We start from the raw sequence: 15,313 nt of genomic DNA, 5'->3' as shown, positions 1-15,313 counted from the left end.
GATGATCTCCTCGCTCAAAACGGCACCCAGCGTGCCGGTCGGACTTGGAGAACATTCGCACCCGGCGGTTCAATCACCCTGCCTCAGCTTTGATCTGGCTCAACATTGGTGCAATGGGCGTCAAGCGGCGCAGGTGGATTGCAATCGCTACGGCGCCAAGCAGACAACATCCCAGCAATCCGACCACGCCAGCCCACCCTGCCCGTCCCCACAATATCCCCGCCGCCCAGCCAACCACGCTGGATCCAAGGTAATAGAAGAACAGGTACAGCGCCGATGCCAGGGCCGCCCCGCGGGCGCGCCGGCCAACCCAGCTGCTGGTCATCGAGTGCGCCGCGAAAAAGGCAAATGTGAACAGGGCCAGCCCGGCGATCACCAGCGGCAGCCTGCTCGACAAGGTAAGTACAATGCCTGCCTGCATCAGGCTCAGCACCAGGTACAGCACGCCCTTGCGGCCATAACGGTCAGCCAGCTTGCCGGCCCAGACCGAACTGAAAATTCCAAGCAGGTAGAGTAGCGAGATGCCGCCGACCACACTCTGGCGCAGCTCGAACGGCGTCGCCAGCAGGCGGTAGCTGATGTAGTTGTAGGCGCTGACCATGCAGCCCATCAACAGGAAAGCCAGTGCGAACAGCCATGGCAGGCCGTCGTCGCTCAAGTGACGGCGCGCATGTTCCGGCAACGCGCGCCAGCCTCCGGATGAAGGCTGAAAGCGGCGCGATGCCGGCAGGCTGCGCCAGAACTCGGCGGCCGCCAGCACGCCAGCCACGCCCATCGCCACCAATGCCATGCGCCAGGAGAAAAAGTCGCTCAGCACGGAAGCCACCATGCGCCCGACCATGCCGCCAAATGCGCTGCCGCTGATGTAGAGCCCCATCGACAGCCCCAGGGACCCAGGCTCGATCTCTTCAGCGAGGTAGGCCATGGCGACAGCCGGCATGCCGCCCAGCGCGACGCCCAGCAAGACGCGTGCGGCGAGCAACTGGTCATAGCCGGCTGCGAGAGCACACAGCAGCGTCATCAGGGCGGCGACGGCCAGCGCGCCAACCATCAAAGGCTTGCGGCCGAAACGGTCGGAGATGGCGCTCGATGCAAGCAGCGAAACTGCCATAGCGGCTGTCGCCAATGACAAGGACAGGCTGCTCTGCGCCGGCGTCAGCGCGAACTCGCGAGACAGAAGCGGCATCAGCGGTTGTACGCAGTACAACAATGCGAAACAGGAGAAGCCGCCAAAGAACATGGCGCGGTTGGTGGGGTGGCGGAGGGCTTTCATGATGAATTGATCTTAGGATTGCCCTGTATTACTGTCCAATATATATTTGAGGCGTTATTAATCGCTTCAACATATTATGGAATTGCGTCACCTGCGCTATTTCGTGGCTGTGGCCGAGGAGCTGAGCTTCACTCGCGCGGCCGAGCGGCTGCATATCGGCCAGCCTCCGCTGTCGCAGCAAATCCAGGCGCTGGAAGCGGAAGTGGGTGCGCGGCTGTTCGAGCGCAGCAAGCGCTGGGTGCGATTGACTGAGGCGGGCAAGCTGTTTCTCGAAGATGCGCGGGCGATCCTGGCGCACTCTGAGCACGCGGCGGAAAGGGCGCGCCGGGCGCAGCGCGGGCAAGCGGGAGAACTGCGCGTGGGCTTTACGTTCTCCACGCCTTTCACACCGCTGTTTGCACGAACGATTCGCCGTTACCGCCAGCTTTATCCGGATGTGGCGCTTACCTTGCATGAAATGGCCACGCTGCCCCAGATCGAAGCGCTTGAGGCGCGCAAGCTCGATCTTGGCTTCGTGCGGCCGCCGGAGGTGGCGTTGCCGGAGCAACTGGAGTTGACCACCTTGCGCCGCGACCCGCTGATGCTGGTGCTTGCCGGCGATGCGCCGCTGGCGCGTAAGCGCAAGGTCAAGGTGGCCGACCTGGCGGAGCTTCCCTGGGTGATGTATCCGAAGGAGTCGGGCGTGGGCATCAACCACACTATCCTGGGCATGTGCCGGACGGCGGGGTTCGTGCCGCAAGTGGCGATGGAGGCGGGCGAGGCGGCGACCATTATCGGGCTGGTTGCGGCGGGGATCGGGGTGTCGGTGCTGCCGTCGCCGTTCCAATCGATGCATCTGGAGGGCGTGGTTTTCCGGCCGCTGGATGATGCGGGGGCGGTCACTTCGCTGCAACTGGCGCAGCGACGGGGCGATGGTGGAGCGCTGGTGGAGGCGTTTGTGCGGGTGGCGCTTGAAGAAAACCAGTAAACCGGTGTCCGACCCATAGGGTCAGACACCGTCTGCCCGGCTGCCACTGGTGCACTCTAAAGGGCTGACCGGGAGGCCGTACAGTGTCTGACCCTGTGGGTCAGACATGGGTTTTCCGGTTTTAGTCGTAATCGGCGTTGAGCTCTGAGCCGGCGTAGTTTTCCAGCTCAGTCCACAGCGTCTTCATGGCGAAGCGTCCAGGCAGCTTCTGCAGTACGGTGCAGGTGCGGCGATACAGGTCGATGCGGTTCAGCAGCACGGCACGATGTTGCTCGGGCACTGCTGCAACCAGCGCTTCCCAGCCCGCTGCGTAATCCGGCTTGGCCTTGCGCACAGCCTTGACGAAACGCTCGAACTCCTTCTGGCCGGTGCGGGCGACGATGCGGCCGCCGCCTTCCACTGCGAAGATGATCGCCAGCGCGATCACGCCTTCCGCATTCAGGTCCGGGTCTTTGATCGCGCCTTCCTGGTTATGGCGGCGCAGCCAGTTCGCCAGGCGCACCACGGCCTGTACTTCCTGCCTTTGCTTCAGCTGGGTCTGGTATTTGGACGGGCCATCCCAGTTGGCGCCCGGCTCGGTAAAGCAGATGTCGAAGAACAGGTCGCGCAGGCGGCGCTGCGCATACATCGGGTCGTTGTCGTACTCACCGATCAGCGTATCTTCCGGCATGGCGGCCAGGTCCTTCAACTGGCGGAAACCCGCCTGGAAGGCCAGCTCCGCGCCCTGCTCCACCAGGAAGTCCAGTGCCAGCTCGTCGGAATCGACGGTCAGCACCTGCTCCAGGCCAAGCGACACGCCGCCGACGGTCAGGTTGACCGCCTTCTGGATGCCTTCCGCAGTACGGTTGTTGGTGAACTTGTCCGCGACCATGGCCGTGATGCCGCTCAGTTCTTCGGCCAGGATGACGGCCGCCTCTTCGCGGTCGTCGCCAGGCAGCAGCTTGATGGCGCGGGTCAGTCGCGGCAGGCTTTCTTTGACGAGTGCGGGCAGCATCAGCCGAAGATCCCCGTACCGATCGAGCGGCGGGCGCGTTCGCGGCCAGTGCCACTGCGGGTGGTCGGCACTTGCTTGCGCAGGCGGTACAGCAGCTCCTTGGTGGAGCGCTGCAGGTGCTCAGGCTCTTCGTCCGGATCGTCGCTGAATTCCGCGTCGGCCAGGTCGGCGCTATGGCGGAATTCCGGGAATAGTTCGAACAGGGCGCGGTCCCAGCCGTCTTCATTGGCTTGCGCCAGGGCGACAGCGATCGGCACGATGTCGTTGTCCGACGATGTCTGGCCGGTCAGGTAAGCGCCCTTCGAGATCACTTCGCCCGCGACCTCCAGCACCTCTTTCGGCGCCAGCGAGAACAGGATCGCGAAAGCGGTGCAGCCCCAGTCGGTAGCCGAGGCTTCCTTCAGCAGCTCGGCGCGGCGCTCCTCGTCTTCGGTGCCGAAGATTACACCGTGCATGTGCGCGAACAGCGATTCGGCGATGCGCTCAGGGTCGTCTTCGATCATATCGTCCGGCCAGGTGGCGGCGATGTAGGCCAGGCTTTCGGCCCATTGCTTGGGCGGCACCAGCAGGGTCGCCAGCGACATTTTGCCGCCGTCGAAACCGGACATGTGCAGCGCCGTCACGTGCGGCGGCAGCTCCTGCAGCACCTCCACCACGGCCAGGTCGCCATGGGTATCGGCTGCTTCGGCAAAGGCCCGTTCGGCGTGCTCCAGGGAGCCGGCCAGAACGAGTTCGGTGACCTGCTTGCGAATTGCTGGCAGATTCTTGTCGGACATGCTCAATCCTCCTGCTGGTCAAAGATGCCGGAGAAGTCGTCGCTGACCACTTCGTCCGAGTAATCGTCTTCATCATCGCCATCGTCGCCCTCCGCCAGGCGGTCGAGCGAAGTGTCCTCGTCGTCCCACATGCGCGGGTGCTTGTGCAGCAGCGCGGTGATGATGGCCTGGCGTGCCAGATCCGGGTGGTTCTCTTCCAGCGCTTCCAGCAAGCCTTCCGCCTTCGGGCAGGTGGCGGCGCCGAACACGCGGGCCGGGTCGCCGTATTCGAAGTCTTCGGCGTCGGCAAACGCTGCCTTCGGGTCGTGGAATTCGATCACATCGACCAGGGCGAAAGCCATCATGTTCAAATCGTCGATGCCGCCGCCGTTCAGGTATTCGGTGCGCAGGGCTTCGACCATCTTCTTGTAGTTCTTATGGTCAGGCGGATCGCCGAGGATGCCCTCGATCTGCCCTTCCAGTTCGCGCGCCTGGTAGGCGAACTCTGGGTGTACTTTTCTCATTTGCTGCTGTCTTTCCGTTGATTCAGGCGGCGGGGATCGTCACGCCGTTGACGCTGAAGATGGAACGCCACTGTTGGTAGGCTTCCGCTTCCGGGTCGATGATGATGCGGTGGTGCACACTCTGGTTGTACTCTTCCCGTTTTTCGGGATCGGACAACACTTCGTAAGCTTTGACGATGGCCTTGAAGCGGGCATCAGCGCCCGGTTCCTGGTTGCGGTCCGGGTGGAAGCGCATGGCCAGGGAACGATAGACCTTCTTGATTTCCTCGTCAGAGGCATTGGGCGCGACACCGAGCACATTATATAAATTTTCCATATTGCAACTCCGGGCCGGTTTTTAAACGCGTAAGGACGAATTATCCTATAAAATGCCCTGTTTACGCTGAACTTCACCGCTAAAACCGGTAAACCGGGGTCAGACCCCGCCTAACCAAAGCCGCTGGCGGCGGCGCAGATCGGGTCGGATCCTTGGGTCTGGCCCGGGTTTACCGGTTTTAAACCACGAACATACATGAGCAACGACAAAAAAACTGCTGCCCCGGCCCCAGCGCCGAACTTCCTGCGCAATATCGTTGAAGCCGACCTGGCCTCCGGCGCGCATACCCGCGAAGGCCTGCCGCCGGTCATTACCCGCTTCCCGCCGGAGCCAAACGGCTACCTGCACGTCGGCCACGCCAAGTCCATCTACACCAACTTCGGCCTGGCGCGCGATTACGGCGGCCGCTGCCACTTGCGTTTCGACGACACCAACCCTGAAAAAGAAGAACAGGAATACGTCGACTCCATCATCGACAGCGTGCGCTGGCTCGGTTTCGACTGGAACTACAAAGGCCCGGTCGGCGCCGGCGACCACCTGTATTACGCCTCCGATTACTTCGGCAAGCTGTATGAAATGGCCGAATACCTGATCAAGGTCGGCAAGGCTTACGTGGACAGCCAGAGCGCCGCCGATATGGCAGCCAACCGCGGCAACTTCACCACCCCGGGCACCAACTCGCCGTTCCGCAACCGTTCGGTGGACGAAAACCTGCAGCTGTTCCGCGACATGAAGGCCGGCAAATTCAAAGATGGTGAGCACATACTGCGCGCCAAGATCAGCGAAGACGCCATGTCCTCGCCAAACATGAATATGCGCGACCCGGCAATCTACCGTATCCGCCACGCGCACCACCATCGCACGGGCGACGACTGGTGCATCTACCCGATGTACGACTACACGCACCCCATTTCGGACGCGCTGGAAAACATCACCCATTCGATCTGCACCCTGGAATTCCAGGACCACCGCCCGTTCTACGACTGGCTGCTGGAAACCCTGTCCGAAGGTGGCTTTTTCAAGAAACCGGTGCCGCACCAGTACGAATTCGCGCGCCTGAACCTGACCTATATCGTCACCTCCAAGCGCAAGCTGCGCCAGATGGTGGAAGAAGGCATCGTGGACGGCTGGGACGACCCGCGCCTGCCGACCATGGCCGGCATGCGCCGCCGCGGTTTCACCCCGGAAGGCATCCAGCTGATGTGCGAACGCACCGGCGTGACCAAATCCGACGGCTGGATCGACTTCGGCGTGCTGGAAGGCGCCGTGCGTGAAGACCTGGATCCGAAAGCGCCACGCGCCATCGCCGTGCTGCGCCCGCTGAAGCTGATCGTCGAGAACTTCCCTGAGGGCCAGTCGGTCGAATGCACATCCCCGGTCCACCCGCACCACCCGGAACTGGGCCACCGCACCTTCCCGTTCACCCGCGAACTGTGGATCGAAGAAGAAGACTTCATGGAAGTGCCGGCCAAAGGCTACTTCCGCTTCACTCCTCCGGTTGGCGACCAGCCGGGCGCCCGCGTGCGCCTGAAGTACGGCTTCGTGGCTGAATGCACCGGCTACGACAAGGATGAAAACGGCAAGGTCACCGCCGTGCGCGTGAAGTACTTCGAAGATTCCAAATCCGGCACCCCGGGCGCCGATACCTATAAGGTAAAAGGCAACATCACCTGGGTCAGCGCGGAAGCGGCCCTGGAAGCGGAAGTGCGCCTCTACGATCGCCTGTTCACCGAAGAAAAGCCGGACGCCGGCGGCAAGGATTTCAAGGAGTTCCTGAACCCGAAAGCACTGGAAGTGGTGAAAGCCTACCTGGAGCCGGGCCTGAAGGACGCCGCCGCCGAGCAGCGCTTCCAGTTCGAGCGCCACGGTTACTTCGTAGCCGACCGCGTGCTGTCGCAACCAGGCAAGCCTGTCTTCAACCGCATCGTTACCTTGAAAGATAGCTGGGCGAAATAAACTCGCAAAAAACTGTGTCAAAAAAGCCGCCTTCGGGCGGTTTTTTATTGTTAGTTTGATTTCAATCAAAGTGGTGTTTTTGCAACTTGACCTTGAAGCATGGAAATTCTTATAGTCGGGCAATGACACGCCTACAGCTCAGCCTGTTTTCTCCCGCCAAACCCTTGTGGTGGCTGGGCATCGTGCTGTCGCTGGGCGTGGGCATCGGCCTGTATACGGTGGCAAACCGCTCCGTCGATAGCGAAGCACGCAGCCGCTTCCAGAACCAGGCCCGCAATATCCAGTTCAATATCAATGCCAGCATCAAGGCCTACACCGATGTCTTGCGCGCCGCCGCCAGCTACTTCCAGGCCGGCGGCGAAGTAACCCGCGAATCCTTTCACCGCTATGTGCAGGGGTTGGACCTGGAACACAACTACCCGGCCATAGACAACATCAATTTCGCCGAATACTACACAGACGCCCAGCGCCCGGCAGCGGAAGCCCGCCAGCGCCAGCTTGCCGGCAGCCTGTATCCTCCCTATCAGCTCCACCCCGCCGGCCAGCGGCGTGAATATGCGGTGCTGACCCTGATCGAGCCGCTGGAGGGTTTCGCTGACCGCTACGGCCTGGACATCGCGGCCCGCCCCGGCGTGGCCGACGCGCTGTTCACCGCGCGCGACCAGGGCGCCATGAGCAGCTCAGGGCAACCGATCCCCCTGCGCAGCGCCCCCAGTCACATTGGCATGGCGATGCGCATTCCGATTTACCGGAATGAGATGCCGGTCACCACCATCGCAGAACGGCGCGCGGCCTGTATCGGTTCGGTCGGCCTGGGCTTCAGTGTGCCGCGCCTGGTCGGTGCAGCACTGGGTGAAATGCCGGTGCGTGCGGTGCGCGTGACGCTGCGTGATAGCAGCAGCATCGGCAAGCCGCCCACCCTGCTATTTGACAGCCAGCCCAGCATGCCCAGCGCGAGCCGGGATCATTTCTCCACCGAGTTGCCGGTGCAGTTCCATGGCCGCACCTGGTACGCCCAGTTCAGCGTACCCAAACGCGAGCTGTATTCAAACTTCGACCAGTTCCTGCCCGCGCTGGCTGGCAGCATGGGCTTCGGCGCGAGCGTGCTGATTTATGCATTGTTCGTCACGCTGGCCTCTTCGCGCCGCCGTGCCGTGAAGATGGCGCGCGCCATGACGCGCGAATTGCGCGACAGCCAGGCGCGCCTGCAATTGTCGCACCATCGCCTGCGGCGCCTTGCCGCGCATGCAGACCACATCAAGGAAGAAGAACGCAAGCGCATCGCGCGCGAGATCCATGATGACCTGGGCCAGAACCTGCTGGCCTTGCGGATCGAAGCCGACATCCTTGCCACGCGCACCGAAAAGTCCCACCCACGCTTGCACGCCAGGGCGCGCGCCACGCTGCACCAGATCGACAACACCATCCGCAGCGTTCGCCAGATCATTAACGACTTGCGGCCAAACGTGCTGGACCTGGGCTTGTCGGCAGCAGTGGAATGGCAGATCGCGCAGTTTCGCCTCCGCTCCGGCATCAAATGCGAGTTCATTGAAGACGCGGTGGCCGACCACGGCGTGGACGACCATTGCGCGACCGCTTTCTTCCGCGTGCTGCAGGAATCGCTGAGCAATATCCACCAGCATGCGGCGGCCACCGTGGTGCGGATCGAACTGCACCAGTCGCATGGCATGCTGCGCATGACCATCAGCGACAACGGCATCGGCATCAATACTGCCAACCGGCACAAGGCCGGCTCTTTCGGCCTGGTCGGGATCGAGGAGCGTATCAGCCTGCTCGGCGGGAACTGCTCGATCAACAGCCTTCCCCACGGCGGCACCACGGTCAGCATTGCGGTGCCCGTCGGCTATCGCGTCGCCCCGACCGACGATATGCGCCTCAGCGCTTAGGCATTTTTACCACTCGGTAGGAATTTACCTGCCGATGTTGATCCAAATCAAACTCCCTTTCCGCAGCTCAGCAAAAATGCATTTGTAACATTTGACTGCGCGACAAGCTATTGATTTGAAAGGATCTTATCCTGTGTTGTTTATACCGCGCACGCATCAATTGTTACTTGCATTGGCGGGGGCTCTGTCTATACTTGAGCTAGTTGATCTACATCAACACGCGTTCCCAACTCCGAACGCCTCAGATGCCTGGCACCACAACTCCAGCCCCCAAGAACGGCGTCTCCTCTCTCTCAGACAGTTTTAAATTCGCTTACTTTTAAAGGGATTGTCACTCATGATTTCTGCTGAAAGCTTCAAGGCTATTGCCGACCTCGACCTGGAACCTATCAAGGTGAAACTGATGCACGTGGAATCTGGCGAAGGCTGGTCGCTGGAAAAGGTCAACGCTGTTGAATTCGAATATCGGCGCTTCCTGTACCTGATGAAAACGTTCCCCAACGAGCAGACTGCTCCGCTGATGGACGTGGACATTTTCTGGCACTACCACATCCTCGATACGATGAAGTACTTCATCGACTGCGAGAATGTGTTCGGCTATTACCTGCATCACTTCCCATACATCGGCCTGCGCGGCGAAGACGATGAGGAAGCGCATGAGCGCGTCGGCAATCGCATGAAGGAACTGTATGAGGAAACCTTCGGCGAAGACTATTTCCGTAGCGCGGTTGCCTACTCGGGCCGTGTTGCTGCCGAAGCTGTTGCAGATGGCGCCCAGGTAGCTTATTCGGGCCGCGTTGCCGACGAAGCCGGCCGGGAGGTCGCGTACTCCGGTCGCGTGGCCGCGGAAGCCGCACCGCAAGTGGCCTACTCCGGCCGCGTTGCCGCGGAAGCCGCACCGCAAGTGGCCTACTCCGGCCGTGTTGCCGCGGAAGCCGCACCGCAAGTGGCCTACTCCGGCCGTGTTGCCGCCGAGGCCGCGCCGAAGGTCGCCTACTCCGGCCGCGTCGCCGTGGAGGCCGCGCCCCAAGTAGCGTACTCGGGCCGGGTCGCTGCCGAAGCTGCGCCAAAAGTCGCCTATTCCGGTCGTGTTGCCGCCGAGGCCGCGCCGAAGGTCGCCTACTCCGGCCGCGTCGCAGTGGAGGCCGCGCCTCAAGTAGCGTACTCGGGCCGGGTCGCCGCCGAAGCCGCGCCAAAAGTCGCCTACTCCGGCCGTGTTGCGGTTGCCTACTCGGGCCGCGTAGCAGCCGAAGCTGCGCCGCAAGTTGCCTACTCCGGCCGCGTGGCAGCCGAGGCCGCACCGCAAGTGGCCTACTCGGGCCGCGTGGCAGCCGAAGCAAAGACTGCATACTCGGGCCGTGTAGCGGCAGAAGCGAAAACGGCATACTCCGGCCGTGTCGCCGCTGAAGCCCAGACCGCCTACTCCGGCCGTGTCGCAGCCGGCGCCCAAACCGCCTACTCCGGCCGTGTCAGTGCCGAAGCCCAGGCGGCATCGCAATCGCTGTTCTACACCGCCCGCCCTCGCCTGGCAGCCGCCTGAGCCTGACTGAGTGCAGCAATGAAAACGGCCGCACCTGCAAGCAGGTGCGGCCGTTCTTTTACGTCCGAATGAATGCTTAATGCGCCATCAGTTCGCGCAATTCACGAATGCTGAAATCGCTGATTTCATGCATGCGGATCAGGATGGTTGCACCGATCGGCAAGGTGTTGTGACGGATCTTGCTGATCACTGGTGGAGCAACTTCCAGCGCGCGGGACAGGGCCGCGTCATTTTTCAGTTGCAGCTTTTCGATGATGGCGTCCAGAACACGGTTCGGATTGTAGGTCGACGATGCAGTAATTTCTTTCAGAGAGCTCATGACTAGGTACTTTTTCAATATGTCGCGTGGTCGCAACAAAATTATTGGCGGAATTTTCGACAAAGAGCGCCAGAAAAAGCCGTTATTGACGCAATTTTCGGCACACGGACGGTATCATACACCGTTTTATTGCCGTTCGCTTAATGGTGTGGGATTTTGATAGATTCTAGCGCACAAAGCTGTGCTAGGAATTCAAATAGTTTAACAAAAAGACTACTTCTGGACGTTTGTTGCTAAAGTAAATGGCAAACAAAGCCAGGCAAAGGTGATCCAGACCAGTGCGGGAGGAAGGTACATCAGGGCCGCTGGCATGGGAGTGTACTCCGAACGCCAGTCGAGGCGGCGCCTGATTTCCTCAGGCGAGGGCGGGGGAAGATGGGCATGGCCCCGCTGGGCCAGGTAAGCACGGACTTGCTCCTTGGTGGGATGGCTGTACATGGCGCCTCCTTGGCAGACATTGGCACAAGATAGCGCCGGCAGCATCACGGGCGCTTGATGCATCTCAAGGCAGCTGCGACATCCGGATACAGCAGCCGAACCTGCAATTCCTCCTTCAAGCGCCGGTTCGCCAGTCGGCGCGACTCGGACATGAAGGACAAAAGGGTTGGCGCCACGGCCTGCGCCAGCGCAGCACGCTCCAGGCGGGGCGGGCGCGGCAAGCCGAAATGATCGGCCACCATGTCGAAATAGTCCCCCATTTTCAGCTCCGTGTCATCCACTGCGTGATACACACGGTTACAAATTCCTTTGCGCAGCGCCGCCAAAACAACACGTGCGAGGTCGTCGGCGTGGATATGGTTGGTATAAACATCATCTTCCACCCGCAGCGCGGGCGTGCCCTGCTCCAGGCGTTTGAGCGGCAGCCGGTCTTCCGCGTAAATGCCCGGCACGCGCAAGATGGACAGCCGCCCCTGCGCACGGCGCGCCCAGGCCCGCATCACCTGTTCCGCATCGACCCGCCGCAAGGCCCGCGCATTGCGCGGCGCAACTGCCTGCGTCTCATCGGCCCAGCGCCCACCCAGGTCGCCGTACACACCGGTGGTGCTCACATAAACCACTTGCGCCCGGTCAGGTAAAATGGCTGTCACATTGCGGGTGCGCCGATCCAGCACGCCCTCGCCCGGCGGCGGAGCCAGGTGCACGATCTGGTGCGCCAGCCCGGCCAGGCGACGCAGCGATGCGGGCTGGTCCAGGTTGGCCAGCACCGGCACCGCACCCGCCGCACGCAACTCGGCAAAGCGCTCGCGCTGGCTGGTCACGGCAAATACGCGGTAATGGGCGCGCACCAAGGGCAGCAAACGCATGCCCACATCGCCGCAACCAATGACCAGCAGGCGCGGCTTGTTGAATTTTTTACTGATTTCCATTTTCAAGATTGTATGTCTTTCCAAATTACTGTTCAGCCCAGCGGCCACCAATTCACCTGCGAAGACGACGAAACCGTATTGGCCGCCGCCATGCGCGCCGGTGTCGGCCTGCCGTACGGCTGCAAGAATGGCGCCTGCAGCTCCTGCAAAGGCAAGGTCGTCTCCGGCGCCGTCAGCCACAAGGCGCACCAGCGCCGCGCGCTGAGTGAGGAAGAAGAAGCGGCCGGCATGTCCCTGTTCTGCTGCGCGATTCCGCATTCGGACCTGGTGCTGCAAGCACGCGAAGTGGTAGGCAGCGGCGAATTCCCGATCAAGAAAATGCCGACCCGCGTCAATGCGCTGGAAAAAATGGCGCCGGACGTCATGGTACTGACGCTGCAATTGCCAGCCAACGAAACCTTCCAGTACAAGGCCGGCCAGTACATCGAATTCCTGCTGCGCGACGGCAAGCGCCGTGCCTACTCGATAGCCACCGCACCGGAAGGCGGTGCAATCACCCTGCACATCCGCCACATGCCGGGCGGCCTGTTTACCGACCAGGTGTTCAGCACCATGAAAGAGCGCGACATCCTGCGCTTTGAAGGCCCGCTGGGCACTTTCTTCGTGCGCGACGATTCCGACAAGCCGATGGTACTGCTGGCGTCGGGCACCGGTTTTGCGCCCATCAAGGCGATCGTCGAACATGAACGCGCCAGCGGTTCCAGCCGCCCGATGACGTTGTATTGGGGTGGTCGCCGCCCGCAGGACCTGTACATGGACGCGCTGTGCCGCCAATGGGCGGAAGAACTGCCGAACTTCAAATATGTGCCGGTCGTTTCCGACGCCCTGCCGGAAGAGAACTGGAGCGGCCGCACCGGTTTCGTCCACCAGGCCGTCATCGACGACCTGCCGGACATGTCGGGCTACCAGGTCTATGCCTGCGGCGCCCCGATCGTCGTTGAATCGGCCAAACGCGATTTCGTCAAGGATTGCAAGCTGCCGGAAGAAGAGTTCTACGCGGACGCCTTCACTTCCGAAGCCGACCTCCAGCAACCTTAAGCCATTCCCTGCGCTGCGTGCCGTGGGGCGCGCGGCGCTCCACGGTTCCCAAGCACGCAAACGTATGCCATCCAACGGCTTCTCCGTCCTCCGCCACCGCAACTTCGCCTTCTACCTGTCAGCCCGCCTGCTCGGCACCATCGCCGTGCAAATGCAGAACGTCGCCATTGGCTGGCAAGTCTATGCACAGACCAAAAACCTGTACTATCTGGGCATGATCGGCCTGGCACAATTCGCGCCCTTCCTGCTGCTGATCCTGTACGCCGGCCATGCCGCCGACCGCTATAACCGCCGCAACATCATCGCCACCTGCCTCGGCGCGCAACTAGTGTGCGGGCTGGCGCTGCTTGGCTACACGCACAGCGGCTTCAGCGCCGTGTGGCCGATCTTCGCCGTGCTGGTGCTGTATGGCAGCGCCCGCGCATTCATGAGTCCCGCCACCCAGGCGGTGCTGGTGAACATGGTGCCGACCGAGGATTTCAGCCGCGCCGTGGCCCTCTCCAGCTCCACTTTCCAGGTTGCCGTAATTCTTGGCCCGACGCTGGGCGGCCTGCTCTATATTTATGGTCCCGGCACGGTGTACACCGTCACCTCGCTCATGCTGCTGCTGGCCGTGGTACTGATGACACTCACCCGCCCTGCCCCGCAGGCCACGCGCAAAGAACCGGCCACCTGGCACAGCGTGCTGGAAGGCCTGCGCTTTGTCTGGTCGCGCCCGATCATGCTGGGCGCAATTTCGCTCGACCTGTTCGCCGTGCTGTTTGGCGGCGTGACCGCCCTGCTGCCTGCACTGGCGCACGACGTGCTGCACGTCGGCCCTACCGGCCTTGGCCTGCTGCGCACCGCCCCCGGTGCCGGCGCGGCAATCACCTCCATTGCGCTGGCATTCTGGCCGATCACACGCCGCGTTGGCGCATGGATGTTCGGCGGCGTCGCGGTCTTCGGAGTGTGTACCGTCATCGTAGGCTTCACCGACAGTTTCATCATCGCCCTCGCCTGCCTGCTGGTGCTCGGAGCGGGCGACATGATCAGCGTCTACGTGCGCCACCTGCTGGTACAGTTCGAAACGCCGGACGAGATCCGGGGCCGGGTCAGCGCCGTGAATGCCGTCTTTATCGGCGCATCCAACGAACTGGGTGAATTCGAATCCGGCGTCACCGCCGGCTGGCTCGGGCTTACACGCGCCGTGATCTTCGGCGGCGTCGCCACGCTGGCCGTGACGGCCATCTGGGCCTGGCGCTTCCCTATCCTGTCGCGCATGGACCGTTTCCCCCATCACGACAAGTAGTAAGATTGGCCGCATGAGCTACCACATCGTACGCAGCCGCCCTCACCTAAGCGCCGCCATCGCAGTCGGCGCACTGGCCGGGGCGTTCCTGCCTTCGCACTGGACACTGCTGGTGCGCGTGCTGTCGGCATGGGACATTGCGGTCTGGACCTACCTGGTCACGGTGGGCTGGATGATGATGCGCGCCGACCACCGCGAAGTAAAGCGCATCGCCGCACGGCAGGATGAACGCGCTGCGACCATCCTCGCCAGCCTGGTAGTCGCCACGGTCGCCAGTATCATCGCCATCAGCAGCGAACTGGCCAGCCTGCGCGTCATGCCTGCCAGCGAACGCGGGCTGCATTACGCCTTCGTGGTGCTGACGCTGGTGGGTTCATGGTTCCTGGTCGGCACCCTGTTCTGCTTCCACTACGCCCACCTGTATTACAACGCGCAGGGACGCCAGCGTCCTCTCACCTTCCCCGGCGGCGAGACCCAGCCGGACTACTGGGACTTCCTGTACTTCTCGTTCACGATCGCGGTCGCCGCCCAGACCTCGGACGTTTCGGTGCAATCGTCCGCCATGCGCAGGCTGGTGCTCGGCCAATCCGTACTGAGCTTCTTCTTCAATCTTCTTATCCTGGGTTTATTTGTGAATATGGCGGCTTCGCTAATGTAGGAGTAAGATGAAATCGCGTGGCAACACGTTTTGGTTAACAAACGGGAGCAGCATATGCAAATCAGTGTGAACACCGACAAAACCATCGAACGTACTGCAGGCCTGGATGACCATGTGAAGGAAGTGGTCAGGACTGCACTCCACCGGTTCGGCGAGCACATCGGACGCGTCGACGTCCACCTCAGCGAAGGCAATGCACAGAAGTCCTCCGACGGAGATATCCGCTGCATGATCGAGGCACGCGTCAACGGCTACCAGCCGATTGCCGTCACCGACCACGACGCAACCCTGCATCAATCCATCAACGGCGCAGCAGACAAGCTGCAACGGGCTATCGAAAGCGCATTGGGCCGCCTGAACGATAGCAAACGCCACACCTCCCAGCCCAACTTCGAAGAGGCTGAGGAATAA

15 protein-coding genes are annotated in these 15,313 nt (G+C 61.8%); 8 read left to right on the top strand and 7 right to left on the bottom strand.

What is annotated here, in order from left to right; all coding sequences use genetic code 11:
* Positions 1-73: 73 nt before the first annotated feature.
* The gene (locus ACWBU6_RS08505; RefSeq protein ID WP_452648375.1) at positions 74-1,273 is read right to left on the bottom strand and encodes an MFS transporter; all 1,200 of its coding nucleotides are present in this window, start codon (positions 1,271-1,273) and stop codon (positions 74-76) included.
* A 76-nt stretch (positions 1,274-1,349) separates the two neighbouring features.
* Here ACWBU6_RS08505 and ACWBU6_RS08500 point away from each other — a divergent pair, with 76 nt between their 5' ends.
* Positions 1,350-2,240, top strand: coding sequence for a LysR family transcriptional regulator (locus ACWBU6_RS08500; RefSeq protein ID WP_452648374.1), 891 nt, complete (start codon positions 1,350-1,352; stop codon positions 2,238-2,240).
* Between the two features lie 121 nt (positions 2,241-2,361).
* Here ACWBU6_RS08500 and ACWBU6_RS08495 read toward each other — a convergent pair whose 3' ends face one another.
* Genes ACWBU6_RS08495 through ACWBU6_RS08480 form a run of 4 tightly spaced genes read right to left on the bottom strand, consistent with a single transcriptional unit; the run spans position 2,362 to position 4,829 of the window.
* The gene (locus ACWBU6_RS08495; protein ID WP_452648373.1) at positions 2,362-3,234 is read right to left on the bottom strand and encodes a hypothetical protein; all 873 of its coding nucleotides are present in this window, start codon (positions 3,232-3,234) and stop codon (positions 2,362-2,364) included.
* On the bottom strand, positions 3,234-4,010 hold the full coding sequence (locus tag ACWBU6_RS08490) for a hypothetical protein (protein WP_130315081.1): 777 nt from the start codon (positions 4,008-4,010) through the stop codon (positions 3,234-3,236). The genes ACWBU6_RS08495 and ACWBU6_RS08490 overlap by 1 nt, the downstream gene beginning before the upstream one ends.
* A gap of 2 nt (positions 4,011-4,012) precedes the next feature.
* Positions 4,013-4,513 (bottom strand): hypothetical protein, encoded by a 501-nt coding sequence (locus tag ACWBU6_RS08485; protein WP_452648372.1) that lies wholly within the window; start codon positions 4,511-4,513, stop codon positions 4,013-4,015.
* Positions 4,514-4,535: 22 nt separating this feature from the next.
* Positions 4,536-4,829, bottom strand: a complete 294-nt coding sequence (locus ACWBU6_RS08480; protein ID WP_426170185.1) for a DnaJ domain-containing protein — start codon at positions 4,827-4,829, stop codon at positions 4,536-4,538.
* Between the two features lie 195 nt (positions 4,830-5,024).
* Between ACWBU6_RS08480 and ACWBU6_RS08475 the strand changes: the two genes are divergently transcribed.
* The 3 genes from ACWBU6_RS08475 to ACWBU6_RS08465 all read left to right on the top strand — a co-directional run bounded on the left by ACWBU6_RS08475 (position 5,025) and on the right by ACWBU6_RS08465 (position 10,232).
* Complete coding sequence (locus ACWBU6_RS08475; protein WP_452648371.1) at positions 5,025-6,785, top strand: glutamine--tRNA ligase/YqeY domain fusion protein; 1,761 nt, start codon at positions 5,025-5,027, stop codon at positions 6,783-6,785.
* A 122-nt stretch (positions 6,786-6,907) separates the two neighbouring features.
* Positions 6,908-8,692 carry a CHASE domain-containing protein gene (locus tag ACWBU6_RS08470; protein WP_452648370.1) on the top strand — a complete coding sequence of 595 codons (1,785 nt, stop codon included), beginning with the start codon at positions 6,908-6,910 and terminating at the stop codon, positions 8,690-8,692.
* A 337-nt stretch (positions 8,693-9,029) separates the two neighbouring features.
* Entirely contained in the window at positions 9,030-10,232 is a 1,203-nt protein-coding gene (locus ACWBU6_RS08465) for a glycine-rich domain-containing protein-like (RefSeq protein ID WP_452648369.1), read from the top strand.
* A gap of 76 nt (positions 10,233-10,308) precedes the next feature.
* Here the strand turns inward: ACWBU6_RS08465 and ACWBU6_RS08460 are convergent, their stop codons facing one another.
* Both ACWBU6_RS08460 and ACWBU6_RS08455 read right to left on the bottom strand, forming a co-directional pair.
* On the bottom strand, positions 10,309-10,551 hold the full coding sequence (locus ACWBU6_RS08460; protein WP_130315086.1) for a hypothetical protein: 243 nt from the start codon (positions 10,549-10,551) through the stop codon (positions 10,309-10,311).
* Between the two features lie 482 nt (positions 10,552-11,033).
* Positions 11,034-11,918, bottom strand: a complete 885-nt coding sequence (locus ACWBU6_RS08455; RefSeq protein WP_452648368.1) for an SDR family oxidoreductase — start codon at positions 11,916-11,918, stop codon at positions 11,034-11,036.
* A gap of 12 nt (positions 11,919-11,930) precedes the next feature.
* On the opposite strand from ACWBU6_RS08455, the gene ACWBU6_RS08450 reads away from it, so the two are divergent.
* The 4 genes from ACWBU6_RS08450 to ACWBU6_RS08435 all read left to right on the top strand — a co-directional run bounded on the left by ACWBU6_RS08450 (position 11,931) and on the right by ACWBU6_RS08435 (position 15,313).
* A complete protein-coding gene (locus tag ACWBU6_RS08450) occupies positions 11,931-12,956 on the top strand; it encodes a CDP-6-deoxy-delta-3,4-glucoseen reductase (RefSeq protein ID WP_452648367.1) in 1,026 nt (341 codons plus the stop codon).
* Between the two features lie 64 nt (positions 12,957-13,020).
* Complete coding sequence (locus ACWBU6_RS08445; RefSeq protein ID WP_452648366.1) at positions 13,021-14,244, top strand: MFS transporter; 1,224 nt, start codon at positions 13,021-13,023, stop codon at positions 14,242-14,244.
* A gap of 13 nt (positions 14,245-14,257) precedes the next feature.
* The gene (locus tag ACWBU6_RS08440; RefSeq protein WP_452648365.1) at positions 14,258-14,902 is read left to right on the top strand and encodes a DUF1345 domain-containing protein; all 645 of its coding nucleotides are present in this window, start codon (positions 14,258-14,260) and stop codon (positions 14,900-14,902) included.
* Positions 14,903-14,956: 54 nt separating this feature from the next.
* Positions 14,957-15,313, top strand: a complete 357-nt coding sequence (locus ACWBU6_RS08435; protein WP_452648364.1) for an HPF/RaiA family ribosome-associated protein — start codon at positions 14,957-14,959, stop codon at positions 15,311-15,313.

The sequence above is a fragment of the Pseudoduganella sp. HUAS MS19 genome, assembly GCF_053615455.1.
The sequence above is the reverse complement of the archived record's forward strand: the minus strand, read 5'-3'. Positions and strand labels throughout refer to the sequence as shown.

What these genes read in the sequence shown, in the direction of transcription:
- ACWBU6_RS08505 (WP_452648375.1), bottom strand. Translation starts at nt 1,273, where the DNA reads ATGAAAGCCCTCCGCCACCCCACCAACCGCGCCATGTTCTTTGGCGGC.
- ACWBU6_RS08500 (WP_452648374.1), top strand. Translation starts at nt 1,350, where the DNA reads ATGGAATTGCGTCACCTGCGCTATTTCGTGGCTGTGGCCGAGGAGCTG.
- ACWBU6_RS08495 (WP_452648373.1), bottom strand. Translation starts at nt 3,234, where the DNA reads ATGCTGCCCGCACTCGTCAAAGAAAGCCTGCCGCGACTGACCCGCGCC.
- ACWBU6_RS08490 (WP_130315081.1), bottom strand. Translation starts at nt 4,010, where the DNA reads ATGTCCGACAAGAATCTGCCAGCAATTCGCAAGCAGGTCACCGAACTC.
- ACWBU6_RS08485 (WP_452648372.1), bottom strand. Translation starts at nt 4,513, where the DNA reads ATGAGAAAAGTACACCCAGAGTTCGCCTACCAGGCGCGCGAACTGGAA.
- ACWBU6_RS08480 (WP_426170185.1), bottom strand. Translation starts at nt 4,829, where the DNA reads ATGGAAAATTTATATAATGTGCTCGGTGTCGCGCCCAATGCCTCTGAC.
- ACWBU6_RS08475 (WP_452648371.1), top strand. Translation starts at nt 5,025, where the DNA reads ATGAGCAACGACAAAAAAACTGCTGCCCCGGCCCCAGCGCCGAACTTC.
- ACWBU6_RS08470 (WP_452648370.1), top strand. Translation starts at nt 6,908, where the DNA reads ATGACACGCCTACAGCTCAGCCTGTTTTCTCCCGCCAAACCCTTGTGG.
- ACWBU6_RS08465 (WP_452648369.1), top strand. Translation starts at nt 9,030, where the DNA reads ATGATTTCTGCTGAAAGCTTCAAGGCTATTGCCGACCTCGACCTGGAA.
- ACWBU6_RS08460 (WP_130315086.1), bottom strand. Translation starts at nt 10,551, where the DNA reads ATGAGCTCTCTGAAAGAAATTACTGCATCGTCGACCTACAATCCGAAC.
- ACWBU6_RS08455 (WP_452648368.1), bottom strand. Translation starts at nt 11,918, where the DNA reads ATGGAAATCAGTAAAAAATTCAACAAGCCGCGCCTGCTGGTCATTGGT.
- ACWBU6_RS08450 (WP_452648367.1), top strand. Translation starts at nt 11,931, where the DNA reads ATGTCTTTCCAAATTACTGTTCAGCCCAGCGGCCACCAATTCACCTGC.
- ACWBU6_RS08445 (WP_452648366.1), top strand. Translation starts at nt 13,021, where the DNA reads ATGCCATCCAACGGCTTCTCCGTCCTCCGCCACCGCAACTTCGCCTTC.
- ACWBU6_RS08440 (WP_452648365.1), top strand. Translation starts at nt 14,258, where the DNA reads ATGAGCTACCACATCGTACGCAGCCGCCCTCACCTAAGCGCCGCCATC.
- ACWBU6_RS08435 (WP_452648364.1), top strand. Translation starts at nt 14,957, where the DNA reads ATGCAAATCAGTGTGAACACCGACAAAACCATCGAACGTACTGCAGGC.